The sequence below is a fragment of the Exiguobacterium sp. R-39 genome, from assembly GCF_049942815.1.
GTDB lineage: Bacteria > Bacillota > Bacilli > Exiguobacteriales > Exiguobacteriaceae > Exiguobacterium_A.
On sequence record NZ_CP187965.1, the window covers coordinates 1,480,455 to 1,497,687 of the forward strand.

Genomic DNA, 17,233 nt, shown 5'->3' on the forward strand with positions numbered 1-17,233 from the left:
AAATGCCATCCCGGATTGAACTACCTCCACCTACGCTTCACTTGGAGGTGGAGGATTCCTGAGTTATCCGACCTGACGGTCGAAACCTGATCAGGCTAACCCCGTCGTTCCGACGGTTGAAGAAGCTAAGATGCGTTCTGCTTCTTGTTTGAGATTCAGTCCTGCGTTCACATCTCGGTCGTGATGGATGCCGCAACTCGGGCATGTCCATTCACGCAAGCCGAGGTGTTTCACGTCTTTGTGTTGATGTCCGCAACTGGAGCACAGTTGACTGGAAGCAAAGGTCTTGCCGACCTTCACGACAATCTTCCCGTACCAGTCCGCCTTGTACTCCAGCATGCGGAAGAACTCCGACCAGCTGACGTCCGAGATGGCCTTGCTCAACTTGCGGTTCTTCTGCATGTTCTTCACCTACAAGGTCTCGATCCCGATGACGTCGTGGTGTTTGACGATCTCGGTCGATACCTTGTGCAGGAAGTCGGTGCGCTTGTTGGCGATTTTCTCGTGGATACGGGCAACCTTCCGCTTCTGCTTCTGATAGTTCCTCGCCTCGGAAAGTTTCACTTTCTTGTTCAGGGCGATGCGTTGACGGCGGGAGAGCTTGCGTTGTTCGCGCGCCAGTTTCTTCTCGAGCTTACGGAAGTAACGGTCGTTCTTATAGATCGTGCCGTCCGACAGGATGGCGAAGTTCTTGAGTCCGACGTCGACGCCGACAGATGAACCGGTCTTCGGCAGCTCGTTGATCTCCTGCTCGACGAGCAGGGAGACAAAGTATTTTTCTGAAGCGTTACGTCGGATTGTGGCGTTCAAGATACGGCCTGTAATCTGTCTCGAATGGGCGAAACGAACCCATTTCAGCTTCGGAAGTTTGAGCTTGTTTCCGACGATTGACACTTCAGGAAGCTGGCTTTTACCTTGGATGTTGGTCTTGTAAGACTGGACGGGATGGCGCTTCGACTTAAATCGAGGGCGTTTGTTCTGCTTCTTGAAGAAGCGGTCAAACGCATCAGCAAGATGTTTGACGCTGATCTGAACAGATGTACTATCGACTTCCTTCAACCAGTCGAACTCCTGCTTCAACAAAGGAATTTCTTTAGAACAAGAACCGTAGGACAGTCCTTTTCCAGTGGTTTTGTACATTTCCTCCCACTTCGCCAAGAAGTGGTTAAAAACGAAGCGCGAACACCCGATTGTCTTCGCGATCAGGATTTCCTGCTCTTTTGTCGGATAGATTCTGAATTTGTAGGCCATGTGCTTCAACACCATTTTTCACCTCCTTCAAGGGGAATATACCCGAAAGGCAGGCCAGCGATTCATCTCCCACTTTCACTTCGTTTAGAAGTGGGAGTATTCTCGCCTAATTTTGATAAAATCAGAATGGCGTTTTACGTATGAGATTGCGTCATGATGAGAAACGTGGCGTGCGTCGTCGAAAAAGTGGCTTGTCGTCGAAATCCAAGCTGTTCATACAGGTGAATCGCCCGTTCGTTAAACGAAGCGACGGTCAAACGGAGTGGTAACGCCGATTTGGCATTGACGGTCTCGAGGACAAACGAACAAAACGCGAAGCCCGTTCCTTGCCCGGTCAGTTCAGGCTGGCGTCCGAGTCCGATATCCAAATAATCATCTGGGTACAGTCCGAGCGGACGACCGGGTGGTACTTGAGCGGATTGGCCGGTACAGAAGAAGCCGACCAGTTGTGCTTGATCGATGACGGCCTGATAGGAACCGTCCAGCAGTTCGGCATATGCTTCCTCCGACGTCTCCATATTGTAAAAATCGTAAGGGGAAGAATATATCCAATTTAAAATGGTGGTCGCATAGTCAAATGTCATCGGGACAGCTTGAAAAGGCATCTTTTTACCTCCTTCAAAATTCTTTCTTTACTATATCGCATTCTCGATATTTTTTCCGTATAATGGTAAAAAGAAACGGGGGCAACTGATATGACGACAACGGGATTTTACCAGAATTTACCGTTCCTTGAGACCAAACGATTGATCCTGCGGCCGCTTCAAGAAAGTGATCGTGATGACTTATTCGAATATACACAAGACGAGGAAACCGCCCGTTATGTGACCTGGAATGAAAATCAGACGATCGAACAGGCGGAACAGTTTTTGAACTATGTCCTGTCGAACTACGCGCAAGGGAAAGAAGCACCTTGGGCCATCGAATGGAAAGAAACCGGCAAGATGATCGGGACAATCGATTTCATTCATCTGTTGTTGGATGAGAATAAACAAGCAGAACTCGGTTATGCGTTATCGCGTCAGTTCTGGGGCAAAGGCATCGTCACGGAAGCGGTCGAATGCGTCATGACATTCGGTTTTGAAGAACTCAAGCTCGAGCGGATCCAGGCGCGGTGCATGGAAGGTAATATCGGTTCCGCCCGGGTGATGGAAAAAGTCGGCATGACGTACGAAGGAACGTTACGCCGGTTAATCTTTATTAAAGGAGCATTTCACGACGTCAAAATGTATTCGCTGTTACGTGATGAGTACGTTACGATGCGTCAAGGTTCGGAGTACAATACGAAACATCATCAATGAGACGAACCCCCCCAAGCCGGTGAGCCGGATTGGGGGGTTTTTCTGATTAAAGTGTCTGCTCGAAGGAAAAAACATCTATGATTTCAACCGTTTTCGTCACGGTATCGAGAATCCGTGTCTGCGGATCATCTTTTGAAAGGAAAATGGCTTCGCCGGTCGCATCAAACGCAAATGCCGTCGGAATCGAGAAACCGCAATTGCGGTAAGAGCCGTCGGCGTGACTCGTTCCGATGAACAGCGCTGACTGCTGGCGGCTGATTTTTTGAGCTTCCCCCGACCAGTCCGTGTATTGTTCCTCACTGAACATCCCGACACCGATCGGATTAAAGATGATATCAACGCTGTCGTTCTTCAGACCATCGAGTCCGAGAAAAATCTCGCGGCAAAGCAGATATCCGGCTGATTGCCCGGCAACGATAGCCGTCGACGGCGTATAGAGTGGACCCGCTTCCGGTGTTTTCGCCCGGTCGAGCAGGATGTCGCCGGCTGTATTGATGATCAGTGCCCGGTCTAATCGATCTGCATCGCGGTAACCGGTCACGATGATCGTCGCATACTGTTTTGCTAACTGACGCAACGTCGCGACATCCGTCTCGCGGCAATACCCTTCCGGATACAGCAGCAGATCTATTTCAGGATGAGCAGCAATCTCACGTCGTAATTGTTCGAGTTGGGTTTCTTGTTTTGGTTGGCCGATCAGGATCTTCATTTAGTATTCACACCGTCCTTAAGTAAAATTAAGTTATGTAGTTTACATCCTATTTTAACATAAATTGTAAATAGATTCGCTCAGGATATTCATCTGTTTAGTTGAAAAGTATTTTGACGAAACAAGAACGGATTTTAAAATCCGTCCTTTGTTCTAAATCCCTTGTTCTAAATCAGATATACTTTTTGTTCTGTTAAGGATTTGTAAGGTCAGTCCTCACGTAATTTCTGATAATTGATTGAAAAAGAGAACTGACTACGCTCAACGTAAAGGGAATCAAAATCAGTAAAAAGGCAAAAAGAATGAGACCGGGTGCATCATCACGGTCGGCGACAATGAACATAACAGGGAACAAACAGATCGCGACGGCACTGATGATATAACCACAAATTGTGATGATTCCGAATGAAGAAGCAACTTCAGCAGCGGTTGCGTTCGATTTGAGGGAATGAAGAATTTTCAAGATATGGATTAAGGCAATCAGACATGGGATGAATGCCAATAGTCCCGCCATCAAAATAAAATAGCCCGGCTTATCGAGTAAAAAGGGGATCGAAAATCCTTTTTGTGACCCTTTGATGAGCACTGAAATAGCGACTCCTGCTAATCCGAACAAACTAATCAGTATTCCGGTGAAAACCAGTTGCAAATAAACTAAACGCCATTTTTTCATGATCAATCTCTCCTTTCTTTCTGTCAGTATAGAACAACCCACATGAAAGATTGCCCGTCTGAAGGCGGATTTAAGCGAAGGAATCGATTCTTTTTTATTAATTCAAAGCAAAGTACTCGGAATTAAACTGGAAGTATGTTATGCTAGGAATAAGAAAAGTAAGGAAGTAAGGAAAATCAGAAAAAGAAAGAAGGAAGTTCGGAATGGAGCTATCCAAGTTGACGTCCAAAGGACAAATCACGATCCCGAAAAAAATCAGACAAGCGTTACAGGTGGAGGAAGGAGATCGCGTTGCATTCATCGAGGAAGACGGGTTTGTCATCATGGCGAAAGCGGATTTACAACAGCTGCATGACCTTCAAGATATTTTGAGTGACGAGAAATTCAAAGCACTCATCCAAAAAGCACATCATCATCTGTGAACTAATCGATTGACCAATTAAAAGGAGGAAATAGAAAAATGGATATGCGCGAAGTAGACTTACCAGGAATCGGACGGAAGTTCGAAGGAATTACAACACGAGGAGATAAGGTGGTCGTGATCGTCCATGATGACGGACGCCGGGAAATGCATCATTACGACGATGACGATTTCGATGAGAGCGTCTCAAGCGTGACATTCAACGATGCCGAAGCACGACAGATGGCAGGGATTTTGGGCGGACTGGCGTACAAACCGAAAGATCTCGAAAAAATTGAACTGGCGTTTGATGATCTCGTCATCGAATGGTTCAAGATTGGACAGGATTCCGCCGTCAATAACCGGACGATTGGTGAACTGGATGTCCGCAATCAATATGACATTTCGATCATTGCCGTCCTTAAACACGATAAATCAAAATCATTGAACCCGGGTCCGGAAACACGTCTTGAAGCAGGCGATACGATCGTCTTGTCCGGAGAACGTCAAAACGTCCGCCATATCACGAAAGCGTTATTCTCAATCGAAGGAGGCGGATGATAGATGGATCATTTAATATTTGAAGTTGGTACCGCGCTTATCTTAGTGGCGATCGCAGCATTGCTTGCGAATAAATTAAATTTTTCGATCATTCCGTTTTTAATTATTTTAGGAATGATCGTTGGGCCGCACGCTCCGACAATCGGGATACTAGACTTCAAGTTCATTGAAAGTGCCGAGTTCATCAGTTTCCTCGGACGCATCGGTGTCCTGTTCCTCTTATTTTATCTAGGACTGGAGTTTTCAATCGGTAAATTGATCCGGTCGGGCAAATCGATCGTCACGAGTGGAACGATTTATTTATCGATTAACTTTACCGGTGGTCTGCTTTACGGATTCATCGCCGGATTCCCCTTATACGAAGTGCTGATCATCGCCGGTATCATCACGATTTCGTCCAGTGCGATCGTCGCAAAAGTCCTCGTTGAATTACGCCGGACCGGCAATACGGAAACCGAGCTGATTCTCGGAATCATCATGTTCGAAGATATCTTTCTCGCCGTCTACCTGTCCGTCTTGTCAGGACTCCTGCTTGGTGACGGGACGAGCTTATTGTCTTCTGTCACATCGATTTTAATCGCCCTCGGTTACATGCTGCTGTTCTTCGTCATCGCAAGAAAAGCGACACCTCTCCTGAACCGGATGCTGAAGATTGCCTCGGACGAAGTATTTATCATCGTCGTCTTTGCCGCCTTGTTCTTCGTCGCCGGCTTCTCGGAAACGATTCATGTCGCGGAAGCGATCGGTGCCTTACTGCTCGGACTCGTCTTTTCGGAGACGGACCAAGGGGAGCGGATTGAACACCTCGTAGTTCCATTCCGTGATTTCTTCGGAGCAATCTTCTTCTTCAGCTTCGGACTGAGCATTGATCCGACAATGTTGCTCGATGCCGTTTGGCTTGCACTTGGTGCCGTCGTCATCACGATTGTCGGAAACTACGTCGCCGGGATGATTGCCGGACGCAGAGCCGGACTGTCGCACAAAGCATCCTCGAACATTGGACTGACAATCGTCTCCCGCGGTGAATTTTCGATTATCGTCGCAAATCTCGGGATCGCCGGCGGACTGATGGATATCCTGTCACCGTTTTCCGCCTTGTACGTCTTGATTCTCGCAATTCTCGGACCACTGATGACGAAGGAATCCAAACGGATTTATAACTTCATGAACGGCATCTTTAAATGGACGGAACCGAAACCGAAAAAGACAAAACCGAAAGCATGATAATGGCGTGTCTCAGGTAAAACGAACAGGCATCAAGCAGGCTTTCAAGGCTCCGCTGTCGTATTCCTTTAAGTAACAAATCTGCTTGAGGAGGGATACGATGAAAGCCGTCATTTGTACTGCCTATGGTCCACCGGATGTGTTGAAGTTGCAAGAGGTCGAAAAACCTGTCCCGAAAGCATTTGATCTGCTGATTCAGGTATATGCATCCGCTGTTCACTCAGGAGACCGGCGGATGCGGGCACTCGATGTCCCGGCAGCAGGAAAGCTTCCGATGCGTCTCGTCGTCGGATGGAAAGCACCGAGACAGCCGATTTTAGGAGTTGTCTTAGCAGGCGAAGTCGTTGCGACGGGCAACCGAGTGAAGGACTTCAAAGTCGGCGATCGGGTCTACGCCCTGACCGGGATGCGCTTTGGCGGCTACGCCGAGTATGCCTGCATCAAGGAAAACAAATGTGTGGAGCAGATGCCGCGCAACGCGAACTTCGCAGAAGCAGCCGGTCTTCCGTTTGGCGGAACGACCGTCCTCCATTTTTTCCGGAAACTGAACCTCGAGCAGGCAAAGTCGATCTTGATTTACGGGGCGTCCGGAGCCGTCGGTTCAATTGCCGTCCAGATTTCGAAACAATATGGTCTTCATGTGACGGCCGTCTGCAGCGGACGGAATGCTGAACTGGTCACACGTCTTGGCGCAGATGTCGTCGTCGACTATAGAACGGATGGTTACGACACTGAACTGACAACGTATGACGCGGTGTTTGATGCATCCGGGAAGGTGGAGAAACGGACGGCCCGGCAGCATGTCAAGGCGGACGGAGCGTTTCGTTCAGTCGCCGGACAAGGCGTCGCACGGGCGCTGAAGGAAGATTTGAGGCTGCTGAATGAGTGGTTTGAAGCAGGAGACCTGAAAGCGGTCATCGATAAGGTGTATCCGCTTGAGGAGATTGTCGCCGCCCACCGGTACGTCGATGCCGGACGGAAGTTTGGTAATGTCATCGTGTCGGTGGTCGATGACTACGACAGAACGGACTAAATAATCGACCGTCATCACAAGAAAAACCTTTGAAACGATGCAGGGATTAAATGCATCGTTTCAAAGGTTTTTTGCTTGTGCTGTAGATTACTTCAAGACATCATAGGTTGCCATGACGAATTGTCCGGACGGACGGCAACCGGTCAGGCGGAAGCGGGTTTCAAGCGTCCCTTCCGGAAACAGCGGGATCCCGCTGCCGAGGACGACCGGTGCGATCGCCAGTTCGAGCTGATCAATCAGTTGCAACCGTAAGGCTTCCTGAATCAATTCACCACCGCCGATCAGCCAAATCTTCCCGTCGATCGTCGGACCGATCCGTTCGAGCAACACATCGAGCGGTTCATTCGTGAAGGTCGCATGTTCCGACTGTTTACCGTTCTGTCGGGTCAAGACATAGTTGTCGATTGCGGGATAGGGGTACTCCTCGCTCAGCACCAAGACCTCGTCAAACGTCTTCCGACCCATGATGACGGCTCCGACGTCTTCCATGAACGCCGCGTAGCCATTGTCACCGTCTCCTTCGACGGCAAACAACCAATCAAGAGAATTGTCCAAACGCGCGATTTTTCCATCCAGACTGCAGGCAATATATAAAACGGTTTTGGTCATCGTAACTCCTCCTTATATTCAATCTATACTTAGTCTACGGTATAATCATGACAAAAGATGTCGTAATTAGAGGAGAAATATTTTATGAAAAGCCGACATTTAAAAGTCATGCGTCTGCTCAACCGGCAGCAGCTGTTGACGGCACGGGAACTGGCGGAAGCATGTGGTGTTTCTTTGCGGACGATTCAACGTGATTTGCTCGAACTCGAAGCGAACGGCTACCCGATTTACAGTGAACGCGGACCGGCCGGTGGATACCGGGTATTACCAAATCGTTTGTTGCCGCCGCTTGCCTTACGGGAACAGGAAGCCATCACGTTGTTTTTGATGATCGACTGGGTCGGTCAGATTCCGGATTTGCCGTTTGGGGCATTGCGGGGCAATCTTGCCGAATGGTATCTGCATGAACTGCCGTCCGATCTCGAAGCCAAGATGGACCGCCTGAAAGGAAGGGTCCGCTTTGCGCGACCGGATACACCGGCGTCTCCCTTGACGCGTAACCTATTGCGTTTAATGGAAGCAGAAGTGAAAGGAGAGATCGTCTATCGGACGACGAGCGGATGCCGGACGATTCTGATTGACCCGGTTGGTCTGACATTTGAGCGCAACCGCTGGTATCTGCTCGCGCAGACGGAGCGGGGATTGCGCCAGTACCGTGTTGACCGGATAGAACAGGTGACTGAGACGACGATCCCGTCGAAACGAATGACGTTCGAAGAAGCAGAACATTTAAATGAAGCAGGAGAACAGGTGACGGTCCTTCTCGAGTTGACACCGCTCGGAGAACGGTTGCTCGAAGGGATTTTACCGCTCAACGAGCAACGGACATGGTCGGTACCACGACTGGAACTCCCGTTTCTCGGCCGGCAGTTATTTGGACTCGGTCGGGAAGTCAAGGTCCTCGAACCGTTATCGTTACAGGAAGAAATCCGGCGCCATGCCAGTGAAGTGCTGGCAATCTATCAGGAATGACAAAGGGTCCTGTTCCTAAGTCAGTAAGAAACTATGTTACGATATAACCAGAGAAACATGGTAAAAACGGAAGGGGTTTTCTATGGAAACGTTATCACTTATTTTGTTAATGCTTGTCTTAATCATTTTGACGCAAGTCCTCGGACACTACATCCGCTTCATTCCGACTGCCTTGATTCAAATCCTCGTCGGAACGATTACGGCACTGTTAATCAGCGGACTGAAGATTGAAGTTGAATCGGAATGGTTCCTGTTATTATTCATCGCTCCATTGCTCTATAACGACAGTTCACATTTTCCGCGCGATGAGCTGTGGAAGATGCGCGCTGCCATTTTCGGTAATGCCATCGTCCTCGTCTTATTGACGACGGTCATCGGTGGATACTTCATCAACTGGCTCGTACCGGTCATTCCGGTTGCGGCGGCCTTTGCGCTCGCTGCAATCCTGTCGCCGACCGATCCAATCGCCGTCAACGGGATTGCGAAACGGGTCCAGATACCGGAACAGATTTTAAATCTCGTCCGGGGAGAGTCGTTGATCAATGACGCGTCAGGACTTGTTGCCTTCAGTTACGCGGTCGCAGCCGTCGTCACCGGTTACTTTTCCATCCAGCAGGCGACGACGGAATTCGTCTACATGTTCGCCGTCGGAGCGGTCGTTGGTCTCGCCATTAGTGTCGCGATGAACTGGTTGAAGATGAAATTACGGCGGACAGGAATTGAAGATGTCGTTTTTTATGCGTTACTGCAAATCCTGACACCGTTCATCATCTTTTTTGTTGCAGAAGAAGTCTTGCATGCGTCCGGTGTCATTGCCGTCGTGACGGGCGGGATTCTCCACGCCTTGATCAAAGAACGGACGGAAACGTTTTTTGCCCAGGAGCAGACGTTGACCGACAACATCTGGACGATGATCGCCTACATCTTAAACGGGATCATCTTCTTGTTACTTGGTTTGACGTTACCGGAAGCGACACGCGAAATCTTTGCCGATGACGCGATTAACAACTGGCGTCTGATGTCATTTGTGATTGAAATTGGAACGGTCATTCTTTTAATTCGCTTGATTTGGACGATGTTCTTCAATTGGTTCGACCATCGCTTCCTGAAAAAAGCGGATCACCGCAAACCGTCGTTTAAGCAGGATGTCATCACGACACTCGTCGGCGTCCGCGGAACGATTACGATGGTCGGGGTCTTGTCATTACCGTTCGTGACCGAATCAGGAGAAGCGTTCCCGGAACGGTCGCTGATCATTTTCCTCGCGGCCGGTGTCATCATCTTCACACTGGTTCTCGCGACAATCCTTTTACCGTTGCTCAACCGCGGTGAGGCCGATGCCCAGCCGGAACTCGATTTGAATTCGTATAAACAGCGGATGGTCAAACGGGCGATCACGGAAATCAAACAGGTCGTCCAGGAAGAAAATTCGACCGTCGCCTTTGATTTATTAAATGAATATCATGTCATGCTGCGCCTGTTACGGGCACAGGAGAAAAGTGAGGAAGAACTGACGCACTTCAACCAACAGCTGAAAAAACTGCGGCTTGAGGCGGTCCAGTGGGAACGTGACTTGACGAAACAATTCCTGCAGGAACATAAAACACCGGACCAGCTGAAAAAAGAAGTCTTCCGGTCGATTGATAACCGCCGCGAAGCCATCGACAAGGAAGCCCGCTTCCGTCTGTTGCAACCGATCCGGAAAATCCTTTGGAAACGAAAACGGTCTAACATGTCGTCCGATCAATTGATCCGTCTGACACAGGTCGAACATGAACTGTACGAACAGGTCATGACAGGAGTCATCACCCGGCTTGAAGGATGCCGCGGCGATTATCCGGTCGATGTCGTTCAAAGCGTACTCGAATTCTATAAACGTTTACGCTTTAAACACACGCGCTGGTCATCACCGGTCGGCGGAAAAGCCGACGTCGATCAGCAAAAAGAAGAACTTTGTCTGCGGGCAATCGAAGTCCAGCGCCAGGAAATCGCTTCGATGTCAAACGAAGGCGATTTGTCCGGCGAGGAAGAAAAAGAATTGCGCCGCTTCATTCACTATATCGAAAGTGTCGTTCTCTATGAGTACGTCGAGTAAATGAAAAAAACAGCCCTTGTCCAGTGGACAGGGGCTGCTTTGTGATTAACCGAGTGAAAGGTATTTGACTTCGAGGTAATCCTCGATGCCGTAGACGCCGCCTTCACGGCCGAGTCCACTTTCTTTGTAGCCGCCAAATGGGGCTTGGGCAGCAGATGGTGCACCGTCATTCAAACCGACGATTCCGTACTCGAGTTTTTTACCGAGCAGGAGAGCTTCGTCGATTTTTTCCGAGAACGCATAGGCCGCAAGACCGTATGGTGTGTTGTTCGCGCGTTCGATGACTTCGTCAAGCGTATCGAAGACCGAAATCGGTGCGAGCGGACCGAACGTTTCTTCCTGCATGCAGATCATGTCTTCCGTGACATTACCGAGGACGGTTGGTTCAACAAAGTATCCGACTGAATCATCAATCGTACCGCCGGAAAGAATCGTTGCGCCTTTTGCGACGGCGTCGTCAATATGTGCTTTGACTTTGGCGACGGCTTTCGCATTGATCAACGGTCCGATCGTCGAATCAGGGTCGAGTCCGTTGCCGACTTTCAAGCGCGTGACTTCGGCGACGAATTTTTCAGTGAAGGCGTCGAGAACAGATGCCTGGACATAAAAGCGGTTCGTTGCGACACACGCTTGTCCGCCGTTGCGGAATTTCGAGCGGATGGCGCCTTGAACGGCTTTGTCGAGATCCGCATTTTCCGTGACGATGAACGGCGCATGACCACCGAGTTCAAGCGACAATTTTTTCATCGTATCAGCCGCTTGACGCATGATTAATTTACCGACCGCTGTTGAGCCGGTGAATGTGATTTTCCGGACACGGGAATCGGCTTGCCAGACACCGCTGATGGTTGCCGCGTCACCTGTCAGGACGTTGATGGCACCAGCCGGAATACCGGCTTCGATCGCGAGTTCAACCAGACGAAGTGCCGTATACGGTGTTTCTTCCGACGGTTTCAACACGACGGTACAGCCGGCAGCGAGCGCCGGAGCGAGTTTCCGTGTAATCATTGCTGCCGGGAAGTTCCATGGCGTGATTGCCGCAACGACACCAACCGGTTCTTTTTCGACGAAGAGTCGTTTCCCGGGAACGGATGCCGGAATTGTTTCTCCATAGATCCGGCGCGCTTCTTCCGCATACCAGCGGACATATTGATTGCCGTAGTCGATTTCTCCGCGTGCTTCGACGAATGGTTTCCCTTGTTCGAGCGTCATGATTTCCGCGAGTTCATCACGGTGTTGTTGAATCAGGCGGTACCAGGCATCGATTTTATCGGCGCGGTCATCGGCTGTCCGTTCCGACCAGTCGACGAATGCTGTACTTGCTGCATCGACGGCACGCGCTGCATCGTCTGCTGTGCTGCTTGGGACGTGTCCGAGTAATTCTTTAGTTGCCGGGTTAAAGACGGGAATCGTTTCCTCTGTGTTATACCAAATATTATTAATGACGTTTTGTTCAATCATGTGTTGCACCTCCGTGTGTTTTCATTACGTCCCTTATTAAACACCCATCCGGGCGGTTTGTGTACTTCCGCTTTGGATGGGGGGCATAACGAACTGGAATGATGCAGGAAAAAATCGTTAATCAACTGAATAATTGGGAATATAAAAATTAAGCAGAGTGGAGTGTTGTTTGTCGGAGAAAGGACGGGATTCACATGAATAAAAAATGGATGGGCGTCAGTCTTGCTGGAATCGTGCTGATCAGTGGATGCGGTCAACAGTCGGTTGGATCGGAAACGAAAACGAAACAGGTCGAACATCAAGCAGCAGACCCGAGCTACATACGTCAGGAATTAAAACGCGCCGATTTCATCGCGTCCCAGTATGATTACGTCCGGGCGATCCGGATTGTCGACCGCTTGAAGACGACGGAAGCAAAACAAAAGCGGAAGGAATATGCGGCGAAACAGGCGAATCTCGGTACGATTAAAGCCGGGACATCTGTCCCGCACTTATTTTTCCACTCCTTGATTGCAGAACCAAAACGCGCCTTTGACGGGGACCGGAAACAGCAGGGTTACGATGATTATATGGTGACGCAAGGTGAATTCGAACGGATGTTGACCGCCTTGTATCAACGGAACTATGTCCTTGTCCGGCCGACCGATCTTGCGACGTGGAAAGACGGACGGATGACCGAAAAGGGACTTCCTTTTCCAAAAGGTAAGAAGCCGCTCGTTCTGTCGCAGGATGACGTCAACTACTATGAATACATGATCGGCGACGGTTTTGCGACGACATTGAAAGTCAAAAATGGACGAATCACCAATTCGATGACCGGAAAACCGGATGGTGCCTATGATCTCGTACCGCTTGTGGACGCGTTCGTCAACCGTCATCCGGATTTTTCTTACCATGGCGCGAAAGGATTACTGGGTATTACCGGCTATAACGGCGTCCTCGGATACCGGTCGTCGTATGCGCAGTACGGGCAATCTGCTAAAGTCGAGCAGGCGCGTCAACAGGCGAAAGCGACGGCGACCGTTCTGAAGAAAGACGGTTGGCAGTTTGCGAGTCACACGTACGGTCATATCTCAGTCGGGAAAGTCAGTCTGGCGACCATTCAAGCGGATACGGACCGTTACAACCGCGACGTCATGCCACTGATCGGGTCGACCCGTCAATTGATATATCCGTACGGCAGTGATATTCAGGACTGGCATGGGTACAGCGGCGACAAGTACCGGTATTTGACGCAAAAAGGATTCCGCTATTTTTATAACGTCGACGCCTCGCAGCATGCTTGGAAGCAGGCGGGGAAAGACTATTACCGACAGGCGCGGATCAATGTCGACGGGATCCGGCTCCGCCAAGCGATTGCTGGGAAGACCAACGTTTTGGATTCGTTCTTTGATGCGAAAACCGTTTTTGATCCGATGCGGCCGGTTCTTAAAAAATAGGTTCTGTTGCGTTTGATTGCAATAGGTTCACAGGAAAAGGCACGAAACGCTGTTAGATAAGCGTTCGTGCCTTTTTAAATTGTTTCCAAATATTCATTGAAGAATGTTATTAAGTATATTCATGTTTCTTTTGTCCATTCCATTAAAAGTGAGTCATGATTTAACTCTTTATTTTGCGTAAAACCGCATTTCTTATAACTTGAAATTGCTCTTTTATTATTTTTCTTAACGTCTAATACGACCTTTAAAGCATCTTTGTCATTCCAAAGATACTCCAGCATCATTTGAATCATCATGGAGCCTATACCTTTGCCCCATAATTGGGGTTCTCCAATAAATTGATCTATACCATAAATATTTTGATTTTTTGGAAGATCATATTTTTCCAAATCAATTTCTTGAATTTTATAGTACTGCATATAACCTATGGGTTCGCTTTTGTACTCTACAATACAAGGTGTAACATAATGCTCACCTTTAATTCTAGGAACATATTTATGTATTACTTCATCTAATTTGGAAGGTGGTTCTTCATAGAATTCTAGTACCTTCTGATTATTTAACCACTTCACCATTAAATAAAAATCATGAGAGGTCATCGCTCGAATATGTATATCAACATTTAGTATCATACGGATTTCCCCAATCGTTTTTTTAGATTGCTCATTGAACTTAGTCGTTAAAGTAGCAAACATGCTGATTGTGATGAGCCATAATTGCTATGACTGAAAAAAGTAATGAAAGAGAAATTTTCTATTCTCTATTCATCACTTTTTCTAAAAGCCACTTTTTATTTTTGTTGTCTTTTACGATGATATAATCTTCCGTTCCCTTAACGGAATAGATTTTCGATCCGACCGGAAAGTAATTCGATTGATTATTCCCTTGAGGCATCTCATTGGCTTTAGTTTTCTTGATTATTTTGTTGATTTCTTCCCCAAGTTGCTTGGATGTATCCAATTGAGCTTCTGTTCCGTTATATTCTTTGTTATTCACCACTACAATCATCGCATAACTACCAGTGCTCTCTGTATCAGATTGACTACACCCAGCCAAGACAAATAAACTTCCACTTAATAAAATGACGAGTATTCTTTTCATATGAACTCCTCAAAATCATTATTTGTATAATTATAACATACGATAAATAAATCACCCTTTAATATGGAAATAATGTAAGGGGTAAACGCCTCATCGTAACTTGGGGCTATCTCACCGAAATGAATTTCAAAAAACAGATTGACCCATTTGATGATTCACAGCTCACCGTGTGCCATTAAATGGGTATTATTTGTATGAAGGGAACATAGCAAGTCTGAAATACGGGACTGTTGATGGAACCTTAATACGGTTCGTGTGGAGAGGAATGGAAAACATGCACACAGGCTACAAGCTGCTGATGGCAGCAACGATTGTCAGTTCTTCATTTGGATTAAATCATCAGGTATCAGCACAAAGCGATACCTATCAAGTCGTTTCAACAAGCTATCAGCAACCGATCACTACTTTTGAGACCTATATCGGCAACAAAAAGATTGAAACGGTGCGCTATGCGTTTGGCAACGCTCAATACATAAACGACGGAGTGATGTATGGTTCGGAGACGGATCGTGTCGTTGATTTAAAGAACAGCAAGCAGACGGTCAAACGGCTCGCGCCTGCACCGGGTCAAATTAGGAAGTACAAAGACGCCTATTATGTCATGAGCCTGGAAGATATGGACCATTCCTCGCTGACGAAATATACTCTTGATTTTAAGAAAGTCGGGAAGACAAAAAAATTCACCGGATATGGACGGCATCTGATTCTTATCGATAATAAAGCGTACGTTTTGGCCGATCATATGAAAGGATACAACTATTCCATCAAACTGCATACCTTTGATACCAAATCATTTGCAACGTTGCACCATGAGACCATCACATCGATGCTTTTCGCCTATCACATGCGCCAGGCGGGTTCTCAACTCAAGATTTACGGCATCCGTCCGGAACATGAGGAAAAGTTGACAGTCTTGTCGTATGACGTCAAAAAACAGCGCAATGTAAAAACAATGACGACGAACCAGTACGTAAAGGGCGGGGTCGAGAAAACACAAACACTTACAAAGGAAACCGAACTGATCTTTAATCAGGACCGGATGTATGAAATCAACCATAAGACGAAACAAGTCCGTGTCTTATATGACAGTAAAGATGATTTAGTCGACTATGCATATGATGCTAAAACGAAAACGTATCATGTCCTCGAAGAAATCACCATAACAGCTGAATTCCGGGTTAAGACGCTGAACAGTCACTTTAAGCCGATTGCGGAATACCGCCTAAAAAAATCCGATAGTGTCAGTCCGTTTCGTGTTTTGTGAAGAAACAAGTCCTGCGACTTGTTTCTTTTTTTAGATTAGCAGACCGGACAGTCGCTCGCCCCGGAGACGGTATGTCTGCAAATGAAGCTGCAGCGGATTATACTGTTCCGGATGTTGCCCGGCTTCCTGCAACAAATGTTTCGTCCGTACAACGAAATGCAGATTGAAGCAGCCCGAGAGCCAGAGCAACGAAGCCAGCCGCGGATCCTCTTCCGGCACGAGCATGGTCGGCGAATTATAATGAGCCAGTAAGATTTTCGCTAAACGACCGGACACAGTATGCGATTCGATACTTTCCGTCCGGGCATACCATTTGATCAGCCAAGCCAAATCCTGTACACGGTCGGTTGCACCGATGTGTTCGTGATCAACGATTCCGACGATTTGTTGATCGGAATCCCATAAGACTCGGAATCCCATAAGACATTGAGCGAATTCAAATCAGTCGAAATGACCGGTTGAATGGAAGGAGACTGGTGATGTTGTGCGGTGTCGAGATGATATTGTGTTAGATTCAGATACTCCTGAAATGAATTTCGGACCGATTCCGGCATCCGTGAGATGGAAAGCCGTTGTAAATCGTCGAGCCAACGCTGATAGGCAACCGTATGGTCAATGAACGGAAACCGGATTTCCTGTTGATGAAGTGAGACATCATGCAATCGACGGGCTAACGTGCCCATCCGAGCGGCCGTATGTCTCGTATTCCCCGTTACGTGGTGGCCATCCATCCAGCGAAACAGACAACATGTCCAATTCTGTCCGTCCGAATCGATGATTGTTGTAAAAAGTGCTTCATGCATCGGTTTCACACGCTCCATGAACGGAATGCCCTGCGTCCGCAAATAATCGGTGTATCTCAACTGTAGCTCCAGTGTATCCAATGTGGAGTGTGAAAGCGCGGACCCGGTATAACGTTGTTCCGGCAACAAACGTATCGAATAGGGATGTCCGTCGATCAGAATTTTATAGTGTACATCTCCATGTTTGCCGTAGGTCGTTAGAGAGACAGGTTCGATTTCGAGTGAGCGAAAATCGAGACCATAACTTGTGACCGCTTGTTCGATTAAATTAAACGATTTTGTCTGTTCCATAGACAGTCTCCTTTCTGCATACCCTCTCATTTGAATCCAAAGAATA

Annotated in this window: 18 protein-coding genes and 1 pseudogene; 9 read left to right on the forward strand and 10 right to left on the reverse strand. The window is 47.9% G+C overall.

Features of this window, described 5'->3' with window-relative positions; translation table 11 throughout:
• Window positions 1–90 precede the first annotated feature (90 nt).
• Together tnpB and ACP26N_RS07735 are read right to left on the reverse strand one after the other, a co-directional pair.
• Window positions 91–1,266, reverse strand: a pseudogene (gene tnpB, locus ACP26N_RS07730) (IS200/IS605 family element RNA-guided endonuclease TnpB).
• Between the two features lie 119 nt (window positions 1,267–1,385).
• Window positions 1,386–1,856: a GNAT family N-acetyltransferase gene (locus tag ACP26N_RS07735; RefSeq protein ID WP_426355304.1), complete on the reverse strand. Its 471-nt coding sequence runs from the start codon at window positions 1,854–1,856 to the stop codon at window positions 1,386–1,388.
• A gap of 90 nt (window positions 1,857–1,946) precedes the next feature.
• On the opposite strand from ACP26N_RS07735, the gene ACP26N_RS07740 reads away from it, so the two are divergent.
• Window positions 1,947–2,552, forward strand: a complete 606-nt coding sequence (locus ACP26N_RS07740; RefSeq protein ID WP_426355306.1) for a GNAT family N-acetyltransferase — start codon at window positions 1,947–1,949, stop codon at window positions 2,550–2,552.
• Window positions 2,553–2,598: 46 nt separating this feature from the next.
• Here ACP26N_RS07740 and ACP26N_RS07745 read toward each other — a convergent pair whose 3' ends face one another.
• Window positions 2,599–3,261 (reverse strand): hypothetical protein, encoded by a 663-nt coding sequence (locus ACP26N_RS07745; protein ID WP_426355308.1) that lies wholly within the window; start codon window positions 3,259–3,261, stop codon window positions 2,599–2,601.
• Between the two features lie 193 nt (window positions 3,262–3,454).
• Window positions 3,455–3,934 (reverse strand): DUF2975 domain-containing protein, encoded by a 480-nt coding sequence (locus ACP26N_RS07750; RefSeq protein WP_426355309.1) that lies wholly within the window; start codon window positions 3,932–3,934, stop codon window positions 3,455–3,457.
• Window positions 3,935–4,137: 203 nt separating this feature from the next.
• Between ACP26N_RS07750 and ACP26N_RS07755 the strand changes: the two genes are divergently transcribed.
• The 4 genes from ACP26N_RS07755 (at window position 4,138) to ACP26N_RS07770 (ending at window position 7,152) form a co-directional block, all read left to right on the forward strand.
• Window positions 4,138–4,356 (forward strand): AbrB/MazE/SpoVT family DNA-binding domain-containing protein, encoded by a 219-nt coding sequence (locus tag ACP26N_RS07755; protein ID WP_188004290.1) that lies wholly within the window; start codon window positions 4,138–4,140, stop codon window positions 4,354–4,356.
• A gap of 38 nt (window positions 4,357–4,394) precedes the next feature.
• Window positions 4,395–4,895 (forward strand): cation:proton antiporter regulatory subunit, encoded by a 501-nt coding sequence (locus ACP26N_RS07760; RefSeq protein ID WP_188004291.1) that lies wholly within the window; start codon window positions 4,395–4,397, stop codon window positions 4,893–4,895.
• 3 nt (window positions 4,896–4,898) lie between these two features.
• Complete coding sequence (locus ACP26N_RS07765; RefSeq protein ID WP_188004292.1) at window positions 4,899–6,119, forward strand: cation:proton antiporter; 1,221 nt, start codon at window positions 4,899–4,901, stop codon at window positions 6,117–6,119.
• Window positions 6,120–6,219: 100 nt separating this feature from the next.
• Window positions 6,220–7,152 (forward strand): NAD(P)-dependent alcohol dehydrogenase, encoded by a 933-nt coding sequence (locus ACP26N_RS07770; RefSeq protein ID WP_188004293.1) that lies wholly within the window; start codon window positions 6,220–6,222, stop codon window positions 7,150–7,152.
• A gap of 87 nt (window positions 7,153–7,239) precedes the next feature.
• On the opposite strand, the gene ACP26N_RS07775 is transcribed toward ACP26N_RS07770, so the two are convergent.
• The gene (locus ACP26N_RS07775) at window positions 7,240–7,761 is read right to left on the reverse strand and encodes a dihydrofolate reductase family protein (RefSeq protein ID WP_426355312.1); all 522 of its coding nucleotides are present in this window, start codon (window positions 7,759–7,761) and stop codon (window positions 7,240–7,242) included.
• 84 nt (window positions 7,762–7,845) lie between these two features.
• Here ACP26N_RS07775 and ACP26N_RS07780 point away from each other — a divergent pair, with 84 nt between their 5' ends.
• Together ACP26N_RS07780 and ACP26N_RS07785 are read left to right on the forward strand one after the other, a co-directional pair.
• Complete coding sequence (locus tag ACP26N_RS07780) at window positions 7,846–8,733, forward strand: helix-turn-helix transcriptional regulator (RefSeq protein ID WP_426355314.1); 888 nt, start codon at window positions 7,846–7,848, stop codon at window positions 8,731–8,733.
• Between the two features lie 82 nt (window positions 8,734–8,815).
• The gene (locus ACP26N_RS07785) at window positions 8,816–10,828 is read left to right on the forward strand and encodes a Na+/H+ antiporter (protein WP_188004296.1); all 2,013 of its coding nucleotides are present in this window, start codon (window positions 8,816–8,818) and stop codon (window positions 10,826–10,828) included.
• A gap of 45 nt (window positions 10,829–10,873) precedes the next feature.
• On the opposite strand, the gene ACP26N_RS07790 is transcribed toward ACP26N_RS07785, so the two are convergent.
• Window positions 10,874–12,289 (reverse strand): NAD-dependent succinate-semialdehyde dehydrogenase, encoded by a 1,416-nt coding sequence (locus ACP26N_RS07790; RefSeq protein WP_426355316.1) that lies wholly within the window; start codon window positions 12,287–12,289, stop codon window positions 10,874–10,876.
• A 194-nt stretch (window positions 12,290–12,483) separates the two neighbouring features.
• Here ACP26N_RS07790 and ACP26N_RS07795 point away from each other — a divergent pair, with 194 nt between their 5' ends.
• Entirely contained in the window at window positions 12,484–13,728 is a 1,245-nt protein-coding gene (locus ACP26N_RS07795; RefSeq protein ID WP_426355317.1) for a polysaccharide deacetylase family protein, read from the forward strand.
• Window positions 13,729–13,847: 119 nt separating this feature from the next.
• Here ACP26N_RS07795 and ACP26N_RS07800 read toward each other — a convergent pair whose 3' ends face one another.
• Complete coding sequence (locus ACP26N_RS07800; protein WP_426355319.1) at window positions 13,848–14,360, reverse strand: GNAT family N-acetyltransferase; 513 nt, start codon at window positions 14,358–14,360, stop codon at window positions 13,848–13,850.
• Between the two features lie 121 nt (window positions 14,361–14,481).
• Window positions 14,482–14,829 (reverse strand): hypothetical protein, encoded by a 348-nt coding sequence (locus ACP26N_RS07805; RefSeq protein WP_214720953.1) that lies wholly within the window; start codon window positions 14,827–14,829, stop codon window positions 14,482–14,484.
• Between the two features lie 274 nt (window positions 14,830–15,103).
• On the opposite strand from ACP26N_RS07805, the gene ACP26N_RS07810 reads away from it, so the two are divergent.
• Entirely contained in the window at window positions 15,104–16,093 is a 990-nt protein-coding gene (locus tag ACP26N_RS07810) for a hypothetical protein (protein WP_426355321.1), read from the forward strand.
• Between the two features lie 30 nt (window positions 16,094–16,123).
• Here ACP26N_RS07810 and ACP26N_RS07815 read toward each other — a convergent pair whose 3' ends face one another.
• Both ACP26N_RS07815 and ACP26N_RS07820 read right to left on the reverse strand, forming a co-directional pair.
• Window positions 16,124–16,423 carry a hypothetical protein gene (locus ACP26N_RS07815; protein WP_426355322.1) on the reverse strand — a complete coding sequence of 100 codons (300 nt, stop codon included), beginning with the start codon at window positions 16,421–16,423 and terminating at the stop codon, window positions 16,124–16,126.
• Entirely contained in the window at window positions 16,411–17,187 is a 777-nt protein-coding gene (locus tag ACP26N_RS07820) for a hypothetical protein (protein WP_426355324.1), read from the reverse strand. Before ACP26N_RS07820 ends, ACP26N_RS07815 begins: the two co-directional genes overlap by 13 nt.
• Window positions 17,188–17,233: the final 46 nt, after the last annotated feature.

Excerpts from the sequence above, each read along its gene's own strand:
- ACP26N_RS07735 (WP_426355304.1), bottom strand. The coding sequence starts at position 1,856 with ATGCCTTTTCAAGCTGTCCCGATGACATTTGACTATGCGACCACCATT.
- ACP26N_RS07740 (WP_426355306.1), top strand. The coding sequence starts at position 1,947 with ATGACGACAACGGGATTTTACCAGAATTTACCGTTCCTTGAGACCAAA.
- ACP26N_RS07745 (WP_426355308.1), bottom strand. The coding sequence starts at position 3,261 with ATGAAGATCCTGATCGGCCAACCAAAACAAGAAACCCAACTCGAACAA.
- ACP26N_RS07750 (WP_426355309.1), bottom strand. The coding sequence starts at position 3,934 with ATGAAAAAATGGCGTTTAGTTTATTTGCAACTGGTTTTCACCGGAATA.
- ACP26N_RS07755 (WP_188004290.1), top strand. The coding sequence starts at position 4,138 with ATGGAGCTATCCAAGTTGACGTCCAAAGGACAAATCACGATCCCGAAA.
- ACP26N_RS07760 (WP_188004291.1), top strand. The coding sequence starts at position 4,395 with ATGGATATGCGCGAAGTAGACTTACCAGGAATCGGACGGAAGTTCGAA.
- ACP26N_RS07765 (WP_188004292.1), top strand. The coding sequence starts at position 4,899 with ATGGATCATTTAATATTTGAAGTTGGTACCGCGCTTATCTTAGTGGCG.
- ACP26N_RS07770 (WP_188004293.1), top strand. The coding sequence starts at position 6,220 with ATGAAAGCCGTCATTTGTACTGCCTATGGTCCACCGGATGTGTTGAAG.
- ACP26N_RS07775 (WP_426355312.1), bottom strand. The coding sequence starts at position 7,761 with ATGACCAAAACCGTTTTATATATTGCCTGCAGTCTGGATGGAAAAATC.
- ACP26N_RS07780 (WP_426355314.1), top strand. The coding sequence starts at position 7,846 with ATGAAAAGCCGACATTTAAAAGTCATGCGTCTGCTCAACCGGCAGCAG.
- ACP26N_RS07785 (WP_188004296.1), top strand. The coding sequence starts at position 8,816 with ATGGAAACGTTATCACTTATTTTGTTAATGCTTGTCTTAATCATTTTG.
- ACP26N_RS07790 (WP_426355316.1), bottom strand. The coding sequence starts at position 12,289 with ATGATTGAACAAAACGTCATTAATAATATTTGGTATAACACAGAGGAA.
- ACP26N_RS07795 (WP_426355317.1), top strand. The coding sequence starts at position 12,484 with ATGAATAAAAAATGGATGGGCGTCAGTCTTGCTGGAATCGTGCTGATC.
- ACP26N_RS07800 (WP_426355319.1), bottom strand. The coding sequence starts at position 14,360 with ATGATACTAAATGTTGATATACATATTCGAGCGATGACCTCTCATGAT.
- ACP26N_RS07805 (WP_214720953.1), bottom strand. The coding sequence starts at position 14,829 with ATGAAAAGAATACTCGTCATTTTATTAAGTGGAAGTTTATTTGTCTTG.
- ACP26N_RS07810 (WP_426355321.1), top strand. The coding sequence starts at position 15,104 with ATGCACACAGGCTACAAGCTGCTGATGGCAGCAACGATTGTCAGTTCT.
- ACP26N_RS07820 (WP_426355324.1), bottom strand. The coding sequence starts at position 17,187 with ATGGAACAGACAAAATCGTTTAATTTAATCGAACAAGCGGTCACAAGT.